Source organism: Faecalicatena sp. (assembly GCF_058819085.1).
In genome coordinates, this window is record NZ_JBZUUL010000003.1 from 29,065 (window position 1) to 46,960 (window position 17,896).

General features: G+C 43.9%; 21 protein-coding genes and 1 riboswitch. Of the genes, 12 read left to right on the forward strand and 9 right to left on the reverse strand.

The genetic code is table 11. From position 1 onward, the window contains the following. The first annotated feature begins 169 nt into the window (after positions 1-169). The 3 genes from AC4OGX_RS01910 to zwf all read left to right on the forward strand — a co-directional run bounded on the left by AC4OGX_RS01910 (position 170) and on the right by zwf (position 4,069). Positions 170-1,189 (forward strand): beta-propeller fold lactonase family protein, encoded by a 1,020-nt coding sequence (locus AC4OGX_RS01910; RefSeq protein WP_493328133.1) that lies wholly within the window; start codon positions 170-172, stop codon positions 1,187-1,189. A 68-nt stretch (positions 1,190-1,257) separates the two neighbouring features. After that, positions 1,258-2,670: an NADP-dependent phosphogluconate dehydrogenase gene (gene gnd / locus AC4OGX_RS01915; RefSeq protein ID WP_493328134.1), complete on the forward strand. Its 1,413-nt coding sequence runs from the start codon at positions 1,258-1,260 to the stop codon at positions 2,668-2,670. Between the two features lies 1 nt (position 2,671). Beyond that, a complete protein-coding gene (zwf, locus tag AC4OGX_RS01920) occupies positions 2,672-4,069 on the forward strand; it encodes a glucose-6-phosphate dehydrogenase (RefSeq protein WP_493328149.1) in 1,398 nt (465 codons plus the stop codon). Positions 4,070-4,114: 45 nt separating this feature from the next. Here zwf and AC4OGX_RS01925 read toward each other — a convergent pair whose 3' ends face one another. From AC4OGX_RS01925 to AC4OGX_RS01940, 4 genes are all read right to left on the reverse strand, one after another. Next, complete coding sequence (locus AC4OGX_RS01925) at positions 4,115-4,849, reverse strand: ABC transporter ATP-binding protein (RefSeq protein WP_493328135.1); 735 nt, start codon at positions 4,847-4,849, stop codon at positions 4,115-4,117. A 4-nt stretch (positions 4,850-4,853) separates the two neighbouring features. After that, complete coding sequence (locus AC4OGX_RS01930; RefSeq protein ID WP_493328136.1) at positions 4,854-5,858, reverse strand: ABC transporter substrate-binding protein; 1,005 nt, start codon at positions 5,856-5,858, stop codon at positions 4,854-4,856. A 104-nt stretch (positions 5,859-5,962) separates the two neighbouring features. Further along, on the reverse strand, positions 5,963-6,751 hold the full coding sequence (locus AC4OGX_RS01935; protein ID WP_493328138.1) for an ABC transporter permease: 789 nt from the start codon (positions 6,749-6,751) through the stop codon (positions 5,963-5,965). Continuing rightward, positions 6,720-7,016 (reverse strand): thiamine-binding protein, encoded by a 297-nt coding sequence (locus tag AC4OGX_RS01940; RefSeq protein ID WP_287840072.1) that lies wholly within the window; start codon positions 7,014-7,016, stop codon positions 6,720-6,722. The genes AC4OGX_RS01935 and AC4OGX_RS01940 overlap by 32 nt, the downstream gene beginning before the upstream one ends. A 218-nt stretch (positions 7,017-7,234) precedes the next feature. Beyond that, positions 7,235-7,345, reverse strand: a riboswitch (TPP riboswitch). 198 nt (positions 7,346-7,543) lie between these two features. Between AC4OGX_RS01940 and AC4OGX_RS01945 the strand changes: the two genes are divergently transcribed. Next, positions 7,544-8,554, forward strand: a complete 1,011-nt coding sequence (locus tag AC4OGX_RS01945; RefSeq protein ID WP_493328139.1) for an amidohydrolase family protein — start codon at positions 7,544-7,546, stop codon at positions 8,552-8,554. A 231-nt stretch (positions 8,555-8,785) separates the two neighbouring features. Here AC4OGX_RS01945 and AC4OGX_RS01950 read toward each other — a convergent pair whose 3' ends face one another. The 5 genes from AC4OGX_RS01950 to AC4OGX_RS01970 form a co-directional block, all read right to left on the reverse strand. Then, on the reverse strand, positions 8,786-9,079 hold the full coding sequence (locus AC4OGX_RS01950; RefSeq protein ID WP_493328140.1) for a hypothetical protein: 294 nt from the start codon (positions 9,077-9,079) through the stop codon (positions 8,786-8,788). Positions 9,080-9,125: 46 nt separating this feature from the next. Further along, the gene (locus AC4OGX_RS01955) at positions 9,126-9,395 is read right to left on the reverse strand and encodes a helix-turn-helix domain-containing protein (RefSeq protein WP_009904689.1); all 270 of its coding nucleotides are present in this window, start codon (positions 9,393-9,395) and stop codon (positions 9,126-9,128) included. Between the two features lie 60 nt (positions 9,396-9,455). Next, entirely contained in the window at positions 9,456-10,805 is a 1,350-nt protein-coding gene (locus tag AC4OGX_RS01960; RefSeq protein WP_493328141.1) for a relaxase/mobilization nuclease domain-containing protein, read from the reverse strand. Beyond that, entirely contained in the window at positions 10,766-11,095 is a 330-nt protein-coding gene (locus AC4OGX_RS01965; protein ID WP_347087255.1) for a plasmid mobilization protein, read from the reverse strand. Before AC4OGX_RS01965 ends, AC4OGX_RS01960 begins: the two co-directional genes overlap by 40 nt. 260 nt (positions 11,096-11,355) lie before the next feature. Beyond that, the gene (locus AC4OGX_RS01970; protein ID WP_227248670.1) at positions 11,356-11,709 is read right to left on the reverse strand and encodes a helix-turn-helix domain-containing protein; all 354 of its coding nucleotides are present in this window, start codon (positions 11,707-11,709) and stop codon (positions 11,356-11,358) included. Positions 11,710-11,935: 226 nt separating this feature from the next. Here AC4OGX_RS01970 and AC4OGX_RS01975 point away from each other — a divergent pair, with 226 nt between their 5' ends. The 8 genes from AC4OGX_RS01975 to AC4OGX_RS02010 all read left to right on the forward strand — a co-directional run. Beyond that, positions 11,936-12,940: a helix-turn-helix domain-containing protein gene (locus AC4OGX_RS01975; protein WP_493328144.1), complete on the forward strand. Its 1,005-nt coding sequence runs from the start codon at positions 11,936-11,938 to the stop codon at positions 12,938-12,940. After that, complete coding sequence (locus tag AC4OGX_RS01980; RefSeq protein WP_493328145.1) at positions 12,937-14,541, forward strand: ABC transporter ATP-binding protein; 1,605 nt, start codon at positions 12,937-12,939, stop codon at positions 14,539-14,541. The genes AC4OGX_RS01975 and AC4OGX_RS01980 overlap by 4 nt, the downstream gene beginning before the upstream one ends. A 60-nt stretch (positions 14,542-14,601) precedes the next feature. Further along, positions 14,602-14,778 carry a hypothetical protein gene (locus AC4OGX_RS01985; RefSeq protein ID WP_266156069.1) on the forward strand — a complete coding sequence of 59 codons (177 nt, stop codon included), beginning with the start codon at positions 14,602-14,604 and terminating at the stop codon, positions 14,776-14,778. A 58-nt stretch (positions 14,779-14,836) separates the two neighbouring features. Further along, positions 14,837-15,094 (forward strand): DUF3592 domain-containing protein, encoded by a 258-nt coding sequence (locus tag AC4OGX_RS01990; RefSeq protein WP_493328146.1) that lies wholly within the window; start codon positions 14,837-14,839, stop codon positions 15,092-15,094. Between the two features lie 561 nt (positions 15,095-15,655). Continuing rightward, complete coding sequence (locus AC4OGX_RS01995; protein ID WP_493328147.1) at positions 15,656-16,096, forward strand: RNA polymerase sigma factor; 441 nt, start codon at positions 15,656-15,658, stop codon at positions 16,094-16,096. After that, positions 16,077-16,337, forward strand: coding sequence for a helix-turn-helix domain-containing protein (locus AC4OGX_RS02000; RefSeq protein ID WP_493328148.1), 261 nt, complete (start codon positions 16,077-16,079; stop codon positions 16,335-16,337). The genes AC4OGX_RS01995 and AC4OGX_RS02000 overlap by 20 nt, the downstream gene beginning before the upstream one ends. 464 nt (positions 16,338-16,801) lie before the next feature. After that, complete coding sequence (locus AC4OGX_RS02005; RefSeq protein WP_141662688.1) at positions 16,802-16,969, forward strand: TnpW family protein; 168 nt, start codon at positions 16,802-16,804, stop codon at positions 16,967-16,969. Between the two features lie 100 nt (positions 16,970-17,069). Then, on the forward strand, positions 17,070-17,896 hold an 827-nt coding region (locus tag AC4OGX_RS02010; protein ID WP_493328150.1), incomplete at its 3' end, for a recombinase family protein.

The window sequence follows — 17,896 nt, forward strand, 5'->3', positions numbered from 1 at the left end:
GGGAAACTATATCCTAAATTGTATGAATTGCAAAGGGGTCAGACCCCTTTGAATTTTCTCCCCCCAGTACTTGACAGTTCTTTCTGTAACGTCTATAATTACAGTTAATAACTGTAATATTTTTCATTACAAAATGTTTTATAGTTTTGTGATTTAGAAAGGAGAATCTATGAAATTATCTGATCCTAATATACTTACTGGTTATCTGGGGACTTATGCTTCTTCTAAAAGCCTGGGGATCTATCGGTTTACGCTGGATACCCGGACTGGAGAGCTTTCTGTACCGGAATTGTATTATGAAGCCCCGGACTGCAAATATTTATCACTTTACAGAGGTCTTCTGGCAGCGCCATTCCAGAAAAACGGGGATGCCGGCATCTGTCTTCTAGATACGAAATCCCAAAATCCGCTGCTTTTAGACCGGCTTTACGGTGAGAAGACCACCTCCTGCTTTCTGGCACAGGATGATGAGTTTGTCTACACTGCCAATTATCATGAAGGGCATGTGCTCATTTACCAGAAGGCCAGACAGGGGCTTTCACTATACAAAAGAATTGAGATCGCGCCGAAAGCTGGATGTCACCAGGTTCTTTTCCATAAGGGCCTCTTATTAGTCCCTTGCCTTTTATTAGATGAGATCCGCATTTTTGACATTGAAAATGATTTCCGCCAGACAGGGACGATCTCCTTCCCCAAAGGCACCGGCCCCCGTCATGGAATCTTCACGAAAGACCACCGTTATCTTTTTGTGGTCAGTGAACTGAGCAACGAGCTTTCTATGTTCGCCGTTGAAACGGAAACGGCTCTCAACTTCCGGCTGCTCTGCGTGAAACCGCTTCTTTCCCCTTCTGTCAGTTATACAACCGCGCCTACCTCCGCAGCGATCCGTCTTTCACCAGATGAACGGTACCTGTACGTCTCGACAAGGTATGCCGACGTCATTTCTGTCTTTGCGGTAGAAAACGACAGCGTCACCATGATACAACAGACAGGCAGCGGAGGAGTCCATCCCAGAGATATCCTCCTCACTCCCAGTGCAGATTTCCTGCTCTCGGTAAACCGGACAGAGGGAGGCCTTGTATGTTTTCCCTTAAATCCAACAGACGGAAAACTTGGCCCCATCTGCTCAAGGGTCCCGGTCTGCGAAGCAGTCAGCATTGCACTGAGTGAAACTGCTCACAGCATCTAACTAACATCACAGGGCAGATGCCTTCCCCGGGAAGCAGCCCGCCAATTAAGAAAAGGAGAATCTAGCATATGAAAAATTCATTTGATATCGGACTGATCGGTTTATCCGTCATGGGCCGCAGCCTTGCCCAAAACATGGCTGACCATGGTTTTCAGACTGCCGTATATAACCGCAGTCCCGAGGTAACAAAGCAGGTGATGAAAGAACATCACCATGAAAATATCACCGCATTCTATAACCTGGCTGAATTGATCTATTCCCTGAAGCGCCCCCGTAAGGTCTTTCTGATGATCCAGGCCGGAAAACCCGTGGATGCGGTCATCGACCAGCTGCTCCCCATCCTGGAGGAAGGAGACATCATTATGGATGGAGGGAATTCCTACTTTGAAGATACCAACCGTCGTTTTTCCAAATTGGAAGACCTGGGGATCCGCTATCTGGGTGTCGGTGTTTCCGGCGGAGAAGAAGGCGCCAGACGAGGTCCTTCTATCATGCCCGGAGGGACCCGCACTGCCTATGACGAAGTCGGCCCCATCCTGGAAGCGATCTCTGCAAAAGCAATGGGAGAGCCCTGCTGCACTTACATCGGCCCCGCAGGAGCCGGGCATTATGTGAAAATGGTCCACAACGGCATCGAATACGCCGATATGCAGCTCATCGCAGAGGCATACCTGCTGTTGAAACACGCAGGGGGCTTTACCAATGAAGAACTGGCGCAGACATTTGAAGAGTGGAACCAGGGGGAGCTTCAAAGCTATCTGATCGGGATCACCGCAGACATTTTCCGTGAAAAGGACGACCTTGCTGCGGGATATCTCATTGATCATATACTGGACAGCGCAAAACAGAAAGGCACCGGACGCTGGGCCAGCATTGAATCCTTGCATCAGGGGGTAGATATTTCCATGATCACTGCTGCCTGCAATGCCCGTGTCATGTCAAACAAGCTAAAGGAGCGGGAACTTGCATCCTCCCGCATCCATGAGCCATCCTACACCTATGCATCTACAACGAAAAAGGAATTTGCCGAAACAGTAAAGGATGCACTCTATGCTGGAAAGATCATTGCCTATGCACAGGGCTTTTCATTGATGAAGGATGCTTCCGCTCAGTTTAACTGGAATCTGGACCTTGGCAGCATTGCTTCTATTTTCCGCGCAGGCTGCATCATCCAGGCCGTATTCCTGAATGATATCACCAAAGCATATCGAAGGGATCCCGACCTCGACAGCCTGATCCTGGACGATTATTTCCTTGCCTGCATCAATGAAAACCAGGGCAGCCTCCGGGAAGTCGTTTCCACAGCAGTTTTAAGCGGCCTGCCTGCCCCTGCATTTGCAAATGCAGTCTCTTATCTGGATGAATTCAGCTCTGTGGCAAACGGGGCGAACCTGATCCAGGCACAGCGCGATTGTTTCGGTGCCCATACCTTTGAACGAACGGACAGAGAAGGCACCTTTCACCATGAATGGAGGAAATAAGATGAAGATCCATACCAATATCACAATCTTCGGCGGCACAGGAGATTTGACCTTTCGTAAACTCCTGCCCGCCCTTTACACCATGTTCCTCACAAAGAAGCTTTCGAAAGACAGCAGGATCGTAATCATCGGCCGCCGGGATTATGACAGCCTCTCCTACCGCACTCTGGCAGAAGACTGGGTAAAAAAATTTACCCGTCTTCCTTATACAGAGCAGGACTTCTTCGCATTTGCACAGCTGATCTCCTACTTTCGCATGGATCTGTCCAATCAGCAGGATTACCTGAAGCTGAACGAATATTTTTCCCAGGATGAGATTACGTCCCACATCTTCTATCTGGCAGTAGCCCCGAAATTCTTCACGGTCATCGCAGACGGATTGGAAACGGTGTGCGGTGCCTGCCATGGAAAAGTGATCATCGAAAAACCTTTCGGAGAAAATCTGCAGGCCGCTGAAAAGCTGAACCAACAGCTGGAACGCCATTTTGGGGCAGAACAGATCTACCGCATCGACCATTATCTGGGAAAAGAAATGGTCCGCAATATCCAGGCGATCCGCTTTACGAATCCGATCTTTACAGACGTCTGGAATTCACGGTATATCGAATGTGTACAGATTTCCGCACTGGAGGATGTAGGGGTGGAAACAAGGGGCGGTTATTATGATGCCAGCGGTGCCCTAAAGGATATGGTTCAGAACCATCTCTTCCAAATCCTCTCCATCGTTGCCATGGAACAGCCCGAGGTATTTAACAGCACCCAGATGCACCAGGAACAGTTGAGAGTCCTGCGTGCTCTGCGTCCTTTAGACGAAGCAGATGTGGGATCCACTCTCATCCTGGGACAATACGAAGGATATCGCAGGGAGCCTCTGGTCGCCCCGGATTCCACTACGGAAACCTTTGCAGCCCTTCGTCTGTTCATCGAGAATGAACGCTGGAAGAACACCCCCTTTTACATCCGCACCGGAAAAAGGACCGGGGTAAGACAGATGGAGGTCTCCATAGTATTTAAGCGGTCCATGCCTGAGGTTGAGCCCGATATCCTGACCATCAAGATACAGCCCACCGAAGGAGTCTATCTACAGTTTAATATTAAACGCCCCGGAGATACCGAGGAGATCATCCCGACCAAAATGGATTTTTGCCAGAACTGCAATATCGTACATCAGTTAAATACTCCTGAGGCTTATGAACGACTTCTGACCGCATGTATCAACGGGGAACGCTCCTGGTTCTCCCAATGGGACCAGATTGAGATCAGCTGGAATTATATTGAGCAGTTAAAACAGCGTTTTAAGGAAAAGAAGCTTCCTGTTTATCCTTATGAACAGGGAAGTCCAGGCCCGAAAGAAGCCGGCGAGTTCTTGAAAGCCACCGGACACAGCTGGATCGAATGATCTAAAAAGGAGACATAAGGGAATTTTCCCCTTACGTCTCCTTTTTTACAATTTTTCTATAATCATCCTCTTGTACTCTAAAAACTCCTCTGACAAATTGAAATCCTTCCGCCTTGGTTTCGGTTCCCGAATCACAATCTCCTCCGTGATCCGCCCAGGCACTCCGGTCAGCAGATAAATCCGATCAGACAGAAGCAGCGCTTCGTCAATATCATGTGTGATGAATAATGTTGACATCTTGATCTTGTCCATGACATCCAGGTACCATCTATGCATATCACTCTTGGTCAGCGTATCTAATGCGCTGAACGGTTCATCCAATAGAGCTACATCCCTGGAGAACATATAGGTCCGCAGAAGAGCTGCACGCTGTCTCATACCGCCGGAAAGCTGATGGGGATATTTTTTCTGTGTCCCTTCCAATCCAAATTCCTCAAAGAAGGGGCGAACCCTCTCCCTTGCAGCCTTTTTTTTCTCTCCCTTGATCAAAAGCGGAAGTGCCACATTATCCTCAATGGTCCGATAAGGAAGAAGCAGATCCTTCTGGAGCATATAGCTGATATGCCCGGGCTGTCCCGTTATCTCTTCCCCATTGAGTATGACATTTCCCTTATCCGGTATGTTCAACCCGGAAATCACATTGAACAAGGTCGTCTTCCCTCCACCGCTGGCCCCCAGCAGACAGACAAGCTCATTTTCATGCAGTTCCAGGGAGATATCCTCTATGACATGCTGCCCTTCATAGGACATCGTCACGTCTGTTACAATCAGTTCTGCCATTTCATCACTCCAAATAATCGTTATTAAAGCCTGTATTTTCAGGGATTTCTGTCTCTGACAGACCATTTTCGTTGATCCAATTATAGAAGGCATTCCATCTGGACGGATCAATATACCCCCATTGTTCTACCTCTGCCTTATACTGGTCTTTCATGTACTCCTGGCTTGCCTGTACCATCTTCTGATCCAGTTCAGGTGCTGCTTTGCACAAAATATCTGCTGCCCCCTTTGGATCGTCGATCGCGAACTCGTACCCTTTTTTTACCGCAGAAAGGAAGGACTTTGTTGTATCTTCATTTTCCTTCATCCATTCACTATTCCCAATGATGACCGGAGTATAGAAGTCAAAATCACTGTTGATGTCCTTGAATGCGAAATAATCTGTCTCAAGTCCTGCAACCTCTGTAGCGATTCCACCCCAGCCATAGAAGACCCATATCGCATCTACTGACTTGCTCTCTAATGCGGAGACCTCGTCTGTAATTGTACTCGGTATCAGCTCGACTTTGCTGAAATCACCGCCGTCAGCCTCAACTACATTCTTCAAAGTCGCCTTCTCTAAATCCAGATTCCATGTGACATATTTCTTGCCCTCCATTCCCTTTGGACGGTCCATGCCCTCTCCCTTCCGGGAAATAATTCCTGATGTATTATGCTGTAGTACAGCGGCTACTGCTTCGATCGGAAGTGCATCGTCTCCGATCAGGGCCGGCATCATGCTGTCCTGGAAAGAAATTCCGAACTGTGCCTTCCCGGAAGCGACCAGAACCTCAGCACCATCCTCCGGCGGCTGTACAATCTCCACTTCCAGACCTGCATCTTCAAAATATCCCTTCTCCTGTGCAACATACAGCCCCGTATGGTTTGTATTTGGCGTCCAGTCCAATACGAAAGTCAGCTTTGTCAGATCCTTCTTGTCCGTTTCTTTTTTATCTGTATCCGAGCCGCATCCTGCCAGGCTTACAACCATAGCCGCAGCTAAAAGTACCGCTAATATTCTCCTTTTCATATTCCGCTTCTCCTCCTGCTGTTCATTCTGTCTATCACGTACATTCTGTATTTTCACTGTCATTCAACGCATTTCCTACAATAATAACTTCACTTTCACCACGCCTATTTCCGTTCTTCCCAGGGCATGCACTTCTTCTGAAGCAGATTCACCGCTTTCATCAAAAGCAGGCTGATTGCAGAAATCAAAAAGATGACTGCAAACATCTTATCAAAGGAAAATGCCTTCTTCACGCGAATCATATAAACGCCCAGTCCATTGAATCCTCCCAGCCATTCAGAAATCACGGCGCCCACTACGGCATAGGACGCAGAGATGCGCAGGCTTGCAAAGAACTGGCTCAATGAGCCAGGAAACTTCACGAACCAAAAAATCTGCATCTTGGAAGCCCCCATGGAACGCATCAGACTGATCGTATCCCGGTCTGCGGCGCGAAAACCATCCAACAGGCTGACCGTAATTGGAAAAAAGGTCACAATCACGATCAGTATGACCTTCGGTGTCATCTCGTACCCAAACCACAGCACTAAAAGCGGTGCGATTGCCACGGTAGGAACCGTTTGGGTCAATACGATCAGAGGATAAAAGGCCTGATATACCTTCTCGAACCGATCCATGACCACCGCCATCAAAAAGCCGATCAGAACACCCATAGCCAGTCCTACGAACGCCTCGATAAGAGTCACCTTCGCATTGCTCATCAAAAGCGGAAAATCATCGATAAATGATTTTACCACATCGATGGGGGACGGCAGCATAAATTTTGAAATCAGTCCCGTTCCACTTGCTGTCTGCCAGGCTCCAAGGATTACAAGGATCGCGAACACCGGCCAGAAGAATGCTGCCCGGTCCTGTTTCTTCTTATTGATGGTGTTTTGTGACTTTCTTTTCAATGGTAAGCACGTCTCCTTCCGGCTTGTATGATACCTTAATATAAGCCGCTACTGATGGTGCACCTGCACGAATCGCAATATGCTGGCACTCTTTTACGATATCCATCAGTTCATCATAATCTCCCTCAATTGCTGTCTCAAATGGTCCTACATAACAGTTCAGCCCCGTACTCTTAATATACGCGATCACCTCATCTACAATACGGATCAGTTCCTCATCATTTGCCGCCTCCGGCAGTGTCTGGATTGCTACACTTGCATTCATTCTTACTTCCTCCTGTTTTTACTTTTTTATTTTCAACTTTTTTCTTTCGTGGGAGATGTATCATCTGCCCGGGGAATTAATTCGTCCTGATTTTCCTGAAAGATAACATGAAGCTTTTCTATATAATAAACCCCGCCAGATAAATCTGGCGGGGTCCGCATTCTTCATATTCTTACCGAAGCTCCTCTCAAAGGTTACTTCTTTACATCCGGTTCGGCAAGTATTTTTATCTGCTTTCCTACGCTGGCATTATCCAGATCAGGTATACGGGTTAAAGGCCTAACAGCCTTACTCTCAGCCGGCTTGCGCCAGCACCCCTGCCTCTATTTAATTCCTTTTCTTAGTTTAGCCTCACTTATAAGAAATGTCAAGAACAATCTGATTGAATGGCGCGTGTGAACTGTAACTGTAGGATTGACCTGAGGGTAACTCTGCCCGCTGACATCCACCCGGATTGGTGCTATAATAGACCGTAACAGGGATCATAAATATCCCCCTACATTTTACAGTCCAAAGGAGACTTCATCATGAAATACGCCTATACAAACGGTATCCTCCTGGATGGTTCCAGGGACATGTCACCACAGACCGGCAGGGTCATCCTGACCGAAAGTGAGAGCATTGAAAAAATTGTATCAGAGGGTTCTGACTTAAGCGGCTATGAAATCATAGACCTAAAAGGCCAGTACATCATGCCCGGACTGATCAACATGCATGTTCATCTGCCTGCCAGCGGAAAACCGCAGAAAAAGCAGCAGGATAATACAAAACTGGTAAAACTAATGACTAGCAACGCACTGATGCGCAGGATCCTCATCAGCATGTGCGAGGGCTATGCACGGACCCAGTTAATGAGCGGTGTCACCACGATCCGTACAATGGGAGGTGTCCAGAATTGTGACAGCCTGATTCGCGACCGTATCCAGTCTGGCAGGATCACCGGTCCCCGCATCCTGGCTTCTAACATGGCAGTCTCCGTTCCAGGAGGCCACATGGCGGGCTCCCTCGCTTACATAGCCCACAATGCAGAGGAAGCAAAAGCTTATGTACAACAGATTGCTAAAGACAAGCCAGATATCATTAAGCTCATGATTACCGGTGGAGTCCTTGATGCAAAGGGAAAGGGAGAACCCGGTGAATTGAAGATGCCGCCGGAATCTGTGAAAGCCGCCTGTGAAGAAGCCCATCGGCTGGGGATGAAGGTCGCTGCCCATGTGGAGAGTCCAGAAGGCGTCAGGGTCGCTTTGGAAAACGGGGTCGATACAATCGAACATGGTGCCAAACCAGACGATACGATTATCAGACTGTTCAAAGAACGCAATGCCTGCCATATTGCCACCCTTTCTCCTGCACTCCCCTACGCCTTGTTCGATCGTTCCATCAGCAATGTGACCGAAACCGAGCAGTATAATGGTGAGGTCGTCTTTAAAGGGATTGTGGAATGTGCAAAGATAGGGTTAGATAACGATACTTTTGAAAACACAAGAAAATCAATGTTTTTCGAGCAACAGACAAGCAGGTATTGTACTAAAAACTGAATAATGTACCGCATAAGGCGGCGTTTCTCACTCCTACACAGGAGAACAGGAACGCTGCTTTTTTTATGCCCTCATGTTACGCAGTAAAGGCAAATAAAGCCTTGATTTACAGGGCATAACAGACACGAAACTTACATAGGCGATACAGAATACCTTTTCCTTTAAAATCGGGGTTCTACTGCGTAACATTCTAAAATCAGTACCTATGAAAAAACAGGGTGCGGGAGGTCATTACTGGCTTCCTGCGCCCTGTTCATTTTGTGTCTGACTGTCTTTATCCTGCATTTCCGGCTTCGGCTGTAATTCTTTTTCTATCCGGTTCCGGTAATGGGTTTTCCTGCGGTAAAAATATTTTGTTACTTCCTGTTCCGGCAGCCATATCCCCGCAGCTTCTATCCGTTCCATAACAGCGGCAACGATTTTCCAGTTGTTGCGCTTATGCGGCTCATATCCCTTTTCTATCCAAAGACGGCGGTATTCCTCATAAAGCCATGTACTGACAGTTTCTTTCTGCCGTTGCTTCAAATGTCGGAACTGCTTATCTGTCCGCAGAAGCTTCCCGTTTACCTTTTTATGATTTTTTGTTCCGATTTCTTTTTTCCTCTCTTTCCATTTCTTCAAGGGGAAATTGGGGGAGGGCTTCTATCAGCTTCATTGTGATATACTGGCGCATATCTTCATCAATTTCCATTTTGAATGTTCCGTCCGGCTGGCGTTTCTTTACAGTTGCCTGCCTGTCAATTTCGCCCTTGTAGCACATAAGCACCTTTTCCACAGCCCATGTTTCCCCGGCAACGGCGGCGCGTATGGTTTCATAATCGGGTATCGTTTGGTCTGCCATGTTTTCACACTCCTGTCTGTATTGGAATACCTTTATCCTACCACGCTTTTATGAATATTTCTACTGTAAGCGTTCGGTTTCCCTGCCCCGTTCCGGCTCTTTTTCCAGTCTTAAAATACTGTCTATGTTCTGCTTAATAACGTCGTATTCCTTGACCTGTTTTTTCAGCTTGCCATAATCGGCGTAAAGGGCTTCTTTCTGCGCTTGGAGCTTCCCGTATTCTTCCTGCATGGCGGCGAGATTGGGGAGCTTGGTAATGCCCGACGCTTTCAGTGCCTTTGCCGCCGCTTCATGGAGTATCAGACTGCTTTCCTGCTTTGCCCGGTATGCGTCCTTATCCTTTGCCCTGCGGTATGCTTCATAGACGGGTTTTGTCTTTTGGTAAGTGGTAACGTGCTTCATCAGCACTGCCATGTCTGCAAGACGCTTTTCCACGCTCTTTAATGCGTCTGCTGTCTTTACATTTTCCGCATTTATTTCCTCAATCCGGCTGACTAAATCCGCGTACTGCTCAATCTTATGTTCCGTCAAGAAATTCATAGTCTTTGCTGCCAGTTTCAGATTATGGATTTTTGCCCACTGTTCATAGCCCCGGCTCTGCGCTGCCTTGATATTGTTTTCAATGTTGATAAGCAGCGATACGCCGCGCTGCTCTTTGGGAGCTTTCGCCGCCTTTGTGCGCTTGCCCGCAATCCGTTCTTTGATTGCTTCCTCTGTATAATCTGCACCGAGAGTTTTTAAGCGGGTAAATCGTTCCTGTCCGGGAGCGCGGCAGGAGATATATTTTCCCGGCTTTACCTCATAACCCGCTGCCTGTAACCGCTGCAACAATTCTTCAAAACTTGCTACTTGGGGGATAAGCGTATCGACGGTAATTTTCAGCTTGCCTTTCCAACTTGTACCGACCTTTTCCGCTTGATATTCTGCATAGCTTTTTCCCTTGCTGCCTTTGCCCGGAACGACAACAGACAGCCCGTTTTCCCGGCACAGCCTGTCACTCATATTCCGTATGCCGTAGTAGCTACGCTTATTGGAATTGTACTTATGGTAGTCAACAAAATTGACCGCACAAAAAATGATATGGTTATGGATATGCCCTTTGTCTATGTGGGTAGTTAGGACGTATTCATGCTGTCCTTTTGTTACCGCGTCGGCAAGCTGCTTTCCGATTTCGTGGGCTTTCTCATAGTCCACTTCTCCCGGCTCAAAGGACTGTATCAAATGGTGGGCGAGATTGTTCCCCTTATCTATGGCTTGTGCAAGTGTAAATCCGAACTCAATGTCTGCTGTTTCATAGCTGCACCCAAAAGAGGACACATGCATTTTTCCGTCTGTTTTATCCGGGTTTTGGATATAGTCAAGGGCTTTGCTTAACGTGCTTTTAATAGGTTTAATCTTTGTAACCGCCATATTTCCGCAAGCACCCCCTTTATTTCCTCTATGTCCTCTTGGTAGACGCTGCCTGTCGTATTGACACGCTTTGCAATCTGATTGATGTTGACCCCGATTTTCTGTATCTCCGCTGTCATGGCTTTTATGTCGCTATGGTCTGTCTGAATGATATACCCGTCAATGGCAATCTTGCGAAGATACGCCGCCATGTTCCGGGTGGGGACGAGCTTCATTTTCTGTTCAATCAATGCCCGTTCTTCCTCTGTTACATAGAATTTGATTTGTACTTTTCTTTTTCGTCCGTTCATGCAATCGCTCCTTTCCATTCCGAGGGTTTGGGACACTTCCCAACAAGCAATTTTCAACCGACGAACCGCAGGACGGGAGGGCGAAAATACGGAAAATGGTACTCTTTTCCTATGCTTGCTACGAAAGTTTTTTATCTTTTATGCCCTTATTTCCCTCTACGGAGAAAAAGTCGTTTTGCCAAATCAATGCAAAAGAAAAACGCTGCAATCTGCAAAGATTACAACGCTTCCTAAATCCTATTCAGTTTTGCCGGACACATTTATTTGTCCTCTTTTTCGACTTCTGAAATTTCTTTTGCAGTTGCCGTTACAATCCGTATGCCGTTATCACTCATATCATCAAGGAGAGCGTCGAGCTGCCGCCGCTTTGTATCTTTTACGGCGGGCGTATCTAAAAGAAACTGGTCTACGGATATATTGTAACGGAGCATAAGCTCAAAAAAGATTTGCAGACTGGGGTGCTGTCCTTTATTTTCAATATTCGCAAGGTAACGAGGGGAAATATACATTTCATCACTTACCTGTTTGCGGCTTTCCTTGCGCCCCGTCCGCGCAGCTTTTATCGCTTCTCCAAATGCTTTGAAGTCATATTTTTCTACTGGTCTTTTTGCCATATTTATTCACCTAGTTACATTTTACTGTTCCCCTTTCTGCTTGGATATGTCTACATAGTTCTAACTATTAGCTTAAATATTTCCACTATTTGTTCTTCAAGTGTTGATTGCTTTGTTAAAACACATTATATTAACAATAGGTTATAAAAATATATATCACAAGTTAACCACTTGTACATGGGACAAGTAAAACAATTAGGGTACAATATATATGGAGGGATTACTTATGCAAAAATTAGCGGTAGGAAAAATATTGCAAGGTTTGAGAAAAGCAAAAGGTATTACACAAGAACAATTAAGTGAAATATTAGGAGTGTCATGTGCTGCAATTTCAAAGTGGGAAAATGAACAAATGTATCCCGATATAAGTTTTTTCCCTATTCTTGCACGCTACTTCAATGTTTCAATAGATTGCTTGTTTGGATTTTCAAATGAATTAACAGAAAAAGAATACAAAGATTTCAAAGAGGAATGTACGGAATTATTCGCACAAAAACAGTATCTTACTGGAATGGAAAAAATAAAAGCATTATGCTATCTGTTTCCCACGAACGATAGGTTGAAACTGGATTTAATAATTGCTGTTATTCCATATATTGCATTGGCTCAAGAAGTGGAGATACGAGAAAAAGTAGTATATCAGATGATAGCTCTTTGTCAAAATTGCGCGTCTAAAAATGTGCAGGCACAAAAACATTTTGTTTTAGGGCATTTGTTTATGCTGATAGGACAGTATAAACATTTTCCATTTTCTTTTTCTGATAGTGAAGTAAAAAATTTTGCGGCTGTCGATATGACAAACAGCTTATTATTGCGAACTGATGAAAATGCTATAAATAAGATTGAAACCGCAATAATTTCTTTAGGGGTACAGCTATTACATGAGTTACGAAATAAAATTTCATATTTGCAAAAAGAAAATGATTTGCAAGGAGCTTTATCTGTTACTAAAAATCAGATTGCTCTTGCTGAACTATTGGAATTAGACCATAGTGTTTATTTTATGCTCTATATGAATGTTTCGCATTTATATTGTCTGTTAAAGGAAAAGGAAAATGCAGAACAGGCAGTTGAAAAATTTGTTAAGTTACTTAGGGAAAAGTCGATTGATGATAGTGTTCTTCTTCAAGTATATAAAACTGGATTTTCAGCTAAGCCATTTGATTTGATAAGAAATACGTTGATTTTTGCACAGTTAATAACCATGCTGAACGAGGAGGTTACCAAATGAAAAAATATTCTTTTCTATTTTCTTATTTCAAAAAAGCAAAAATACTTTCACTATTTTTTTTGATGATTATTTCATCAGTATTGACACTTTTACCCCCATATCTTGTTAGTTATATTTTAGATGAGGGAGTCATTAAAACTTCAATAGAAACAATCGTATATTGCAGTATATTCTTAGTATTTATATATATTTGCAGTTTTGCGGTCAATTATTTTATAAGTCAAAATTTAACAAAGACAAGCAGTTATTTTATTGCCGATTTGAAAAACGACTTATTTACTAAAATATTGAAGTTGCCTATGGAATTTTTTGATAAGCAACAAACGGGATATATTTTTGAACGAATAAAAGAAACTGAGTCATTAAATGTATTTTTCTCCCCTGTATTTTTGAAATTTGTAACAAGTATAGTTTCGTTTGTTGGCGCATTGGTTCTTGTATGTTCAATTCGGTGGGAATTATCTTTGATTTTACTGCTGTTTTTGCCTGTTATATATTATTTCACTAATTATTCAAGCATTAAGATAAAAAAAGCGTCAAAGGCTTTACTTGAAACAACAGCCCAAACATCGGGAAAAGTACAAGAAAATATAGGCGGTATTTCAGCAGTTAAAGAATTAAAAATGGAAAATCAACGCTCATCTGAAATATCCCGTCAACTTAAACAAGTTGCAGATAAATCCGTTAAGCGCGGTAAGATGATGAATTTTGCTTCCGAGGGTATAGTAGGAATTACAAATATTGCTTCCGTTCTGCTTATTGTTTTTTCCGGTATCTTTATTATTAAAGGGAAAATGTCTTTAGGAAACTATTGGGCAGTATCTCAATATGCTTTATTGATTTTTGCACCTATGCAACTTTTAGCAAGTATTAGTATTATGGTACAACCCGGTATTGCAGCTTTAACAAGAATTAACGAATTGCTAAAATTAAAAACCGAAGATGAAATATGTGGAAATAGGCAGGTTGGAAAGATAGAAAATATTATATTTTCAGATGTTTCGTTTGGCTATAATGAAAAAACAGTTATTGATAATTTCAATATGGCAATTAGTAGAAATGAAAAAGTTGCACTATTAGGGAAAAATGGAAGTGGGAAAACAACGATTGCAAAATTGCTTTTAGGATTTTATAAAGATTATTCCGGTTCTATTCGCATTAACGATATTGAAATCAAAAATGTTTCTTTATCAGATTTGAGAAATCGAGTTGGGATTGTAGCACAAAATATTGTTCTTTTTTCGGGTACTTTATTAGACAACATTAGATTTATTGCACCACAGTTAGATGAACATGAAATTACAGTAGCATTAAGTAAAGCAGGATTGGATATTTCTGAATTTACAGGCGGACTTCAAGCAGTGATAAGTGAAAATGGTAAAAACCTGTCGGGAGGACAAAAACAGAAAATTGCACTTGCAAGAATGATTATAAAAAACCCGGACGTAATGATTTTTGATGAAGCTACGTCAAACTTGGATATAGAAACAAGTAATTTGGTAAAACAATCAATACATACAATTTTTGCAGATAAGACTTGTATTATTATTACGCATGACTCTGATATGGCTTCTCTTGCGGATGCTATTATTAAACTATAAACACAAAAAAGAATGAACAGAAAATATGTATTATCCATTTAATAATTTGGAGGTAAAGATATGATGTATCGGACAGAATTAGTAGAAGAAATTACTGTTGAAAATGCCACAGTGAAAATCAATGCCAAAATAGAGGAAATGGAAAAGGAAAGCTATCGTCTTGTCACAATGTCATTTTGGGGAACTGAAAGAGCCGTATTAGTTTTCAAAAAGGGATTAAAGGGTAGTTTGCTTTAATATGGAATTATCTAAATAGAAAATTGTTCATCTTAAATTATCATTGGAGGTATGGATTATGGAAAAAGAAACAATGGGAACTGTAATTTCCGTTACAAAACAATGGTGGTTAAAAGTGAATCGTAAACCTGTCCGCGCCCACGCTATGGATGGCGTAGCCTTTCCGCATACTATCAAGGTTGAATATACGATAGGCGGCAAAGATTACACTTGCAAAAAATGGATTGGTGCAGGACATAAAGTTCCTGACAAGGGAACAACGATTAAAGTTATCTATTATGAAGATAAACCATCAAAAGCAAGAATAGAACTCTGATTCAATTAGATTGATATGGTAGGTTTTATTCGTTGTGGAGTGAAAAGTTTTGGTAATTCGGATTACTCATTACGGAAACAATAGTGTCTTTAAAATACACTTCCTAATTCTGCTTTACGACAGTAAAAAAAAAGCCGTCGCAACGCAGACAAATTTTCACGCGCCTATTCTATTTCGGCGGCTTTGATTTTCAGAGCCGCCGTTTCTTTTTGCCTATCAGAAACTTACGACGACCCTTAACCATGCAGACATGGCGGCTTTAGGAGGTAGCCGCCATGAATTATAAACCATATCGACAAATTCTTACATTCTTTGACTTATCAAAAAAAGCCCGACCGCCACCGGGTATCTTTCTATCTATCAGTATGAACTATCAAATCATCTAAATACCTTTTATAATACTTTTGCGCCTGTCCGAGCTTTTCAGACGGGCGCATTTTGTATGCTCAAAAAATTTTTTGAAAAAATTTCCGAAAATGTTCGGCGTTTTTTCAAAACGCAGTATTGCCCCGCGAAAAGGGGGAAGCACCACCAACTTTCAACGAGAAAGGAGGTGAGAATGTGGAACCTGAACGTAGGGAATTTTATAAACAATGCTCTTTTCAGAAGTATTGTAATACGGTGCTGCACAATGAAGCCTGCGACGCTCACAAAGAGCTTCGTAAACATAAGGCAAAGGTAGTAACCTTTTCTGACTTGACATTAGAAGAAGCGCGGCAGCTTCATACGTTTGATGAATATTTCAAACAGGAAACCGCCGAGGAAGTCTTTGAAAAAGCAGGGAAGAAAATCACACCGAAGCTGCTTCTTGAAGCAATCCGTACTTTACCGGAAGAAAAGCGCAAAGCCGTACTGCTGTACTACTTTGAGGGAATGAATGACAGCGAGATTGCAAGGTTATTCAATACGTCGAGAAGTACAATACAGTACAGGCGGACAAGCTCTTTTGAGCTGTTGAGAAAATACTTGGAGGAAAATGCTGATGAATGGGACGAATGGTAATCAACCCGGCTACCCGGAAAATGCCCTTGTTCCTTATCCTGTCATTGTGGCAGCGACAAAGGGCGACCCGGACGCTATGAAAATGGTCTTGCAGCATTTCAGCGGCTACATAGCCCGTTTATCCATGCGGAAACTGTATGACGAGCGCGAGAATGTCTACTTTGGCATAGACCACGACATTCGGGAACGGCTGCAAGCCAAACTGATGATGGCTGTCCTCAATTTCAGAACAGAGGAATAACCGCAATTGGCGGTGGAACGTCTTTACTCCCCCCTTTTCCGTTCCGCTGCTAATGCGGCAGCATAGCCATTTTGAACCTTGAAAAAGAAAGCGACGCAAGAAAACGGCGCGCAGTATAGGGCAAATCGGATACGTTCCTTTTGTGCCGAGCCATACGGCGGGTGCGCCATGACCTTTTCCCTACTGGAAAAGCGAGCGAGAACCACCACGCCGCAAAGCAGATATAGCAGACTGCGGGCGATAACGCACAGAATACATAATGATACTTCCTTATAGCCATAGTCCGAGCGTTAAAAGCGTCGCAGGCAATGGGTAGGGCTTCGGCAGACCGCCGGAGGGGTGCAAGTCCCATGAGGTTACGCTAATAGCCGTCCGATTAAAGTCCACTTATGAAGTTACTTGAATATCGGACAAACCGTTATTCATAAGTTGTATTAGCCATGATTGAAAGGGGGCTAATCTATATGAATGGAAATCATGCTGCCGTTGTTACGACGGAGCATAAAATAGGAAAGACAACTTACTTTGTATGTTCTTCGTCCAGTGAACGGGCTACGGACACACTTGATAAAAAGATAAAGAAACTTATCCGAAAAGACCTTGAAAACAATGCCGGAAACGCCCGGAAATAGGGCGTTTTCTTTTATTTATTCACAGACAAAAGCAGCGGTCTATGGTATAATGTACTTAGTACAAATACCATGCTTGTCTGCTGTCGGAAAGGAGGACAAAATGTTACAGGCAGACAAGATTACCGCTTTATATTGCAGATTAAGTCAAGAAGATATGCAGGCAGGAGAAAGCGAAAGCATACAGAACCAAAAGCTGATTTTACAGAAATACGCCGACGAGCACCATTTTTTCAATACCCGTTTTTTCGTTGACGACGGATTTTCGGGCGTTAGTTTTGAGCGCGAGGGACTTCAAGCCATGCTTCGGGAAGTCGAAGCCGGAAATGTGGCGACCGTTATTACCAAAGACCTTTCCCGTTTGGGACGTAACTATCTAAAAACCGGGGAACTGATAGAAATTGTATTCCCTGAATATGAGGTACGTTATATCGCTATTAACGACGGTGTAGATACCGCAAGGGAAGATAACGAATTTACCCCGCTGCGGAACTGGTTTAACGAGTTTTACGCCCGCGACACTTCAAAGAAAATCCGGGCTGTCAAACAGGCAAAGGCGCAGAGAGGCGAGCGTGTCAACGGCGAAGCCCCTTACGGCTACCTTATCGACCCTAATAACCGCAATCATCTGATACCCGACCCGGAAACGGCACACGTCGTAAAACAGATTTTTGCAATGTATGTACGGGGCGACCGTATGTGTGAAATCCAGAACTGGCTGCGGGACAATGAGATATTGACCGTCGGGGAACTGCGCTACCGCAGGACAGGGAGCAAACGCCACCCCCGCCCACAGCTCAACGCATGGTACAACTGGCCGGATAAGACACTGTACGACATTCTGACAAGGAAAGAGTATTTAGGGCATACCATAACCGGGAAAACCTACAAGGTATCTTATAAGTCGAAAAAGACGAAAAAGAACCCGGA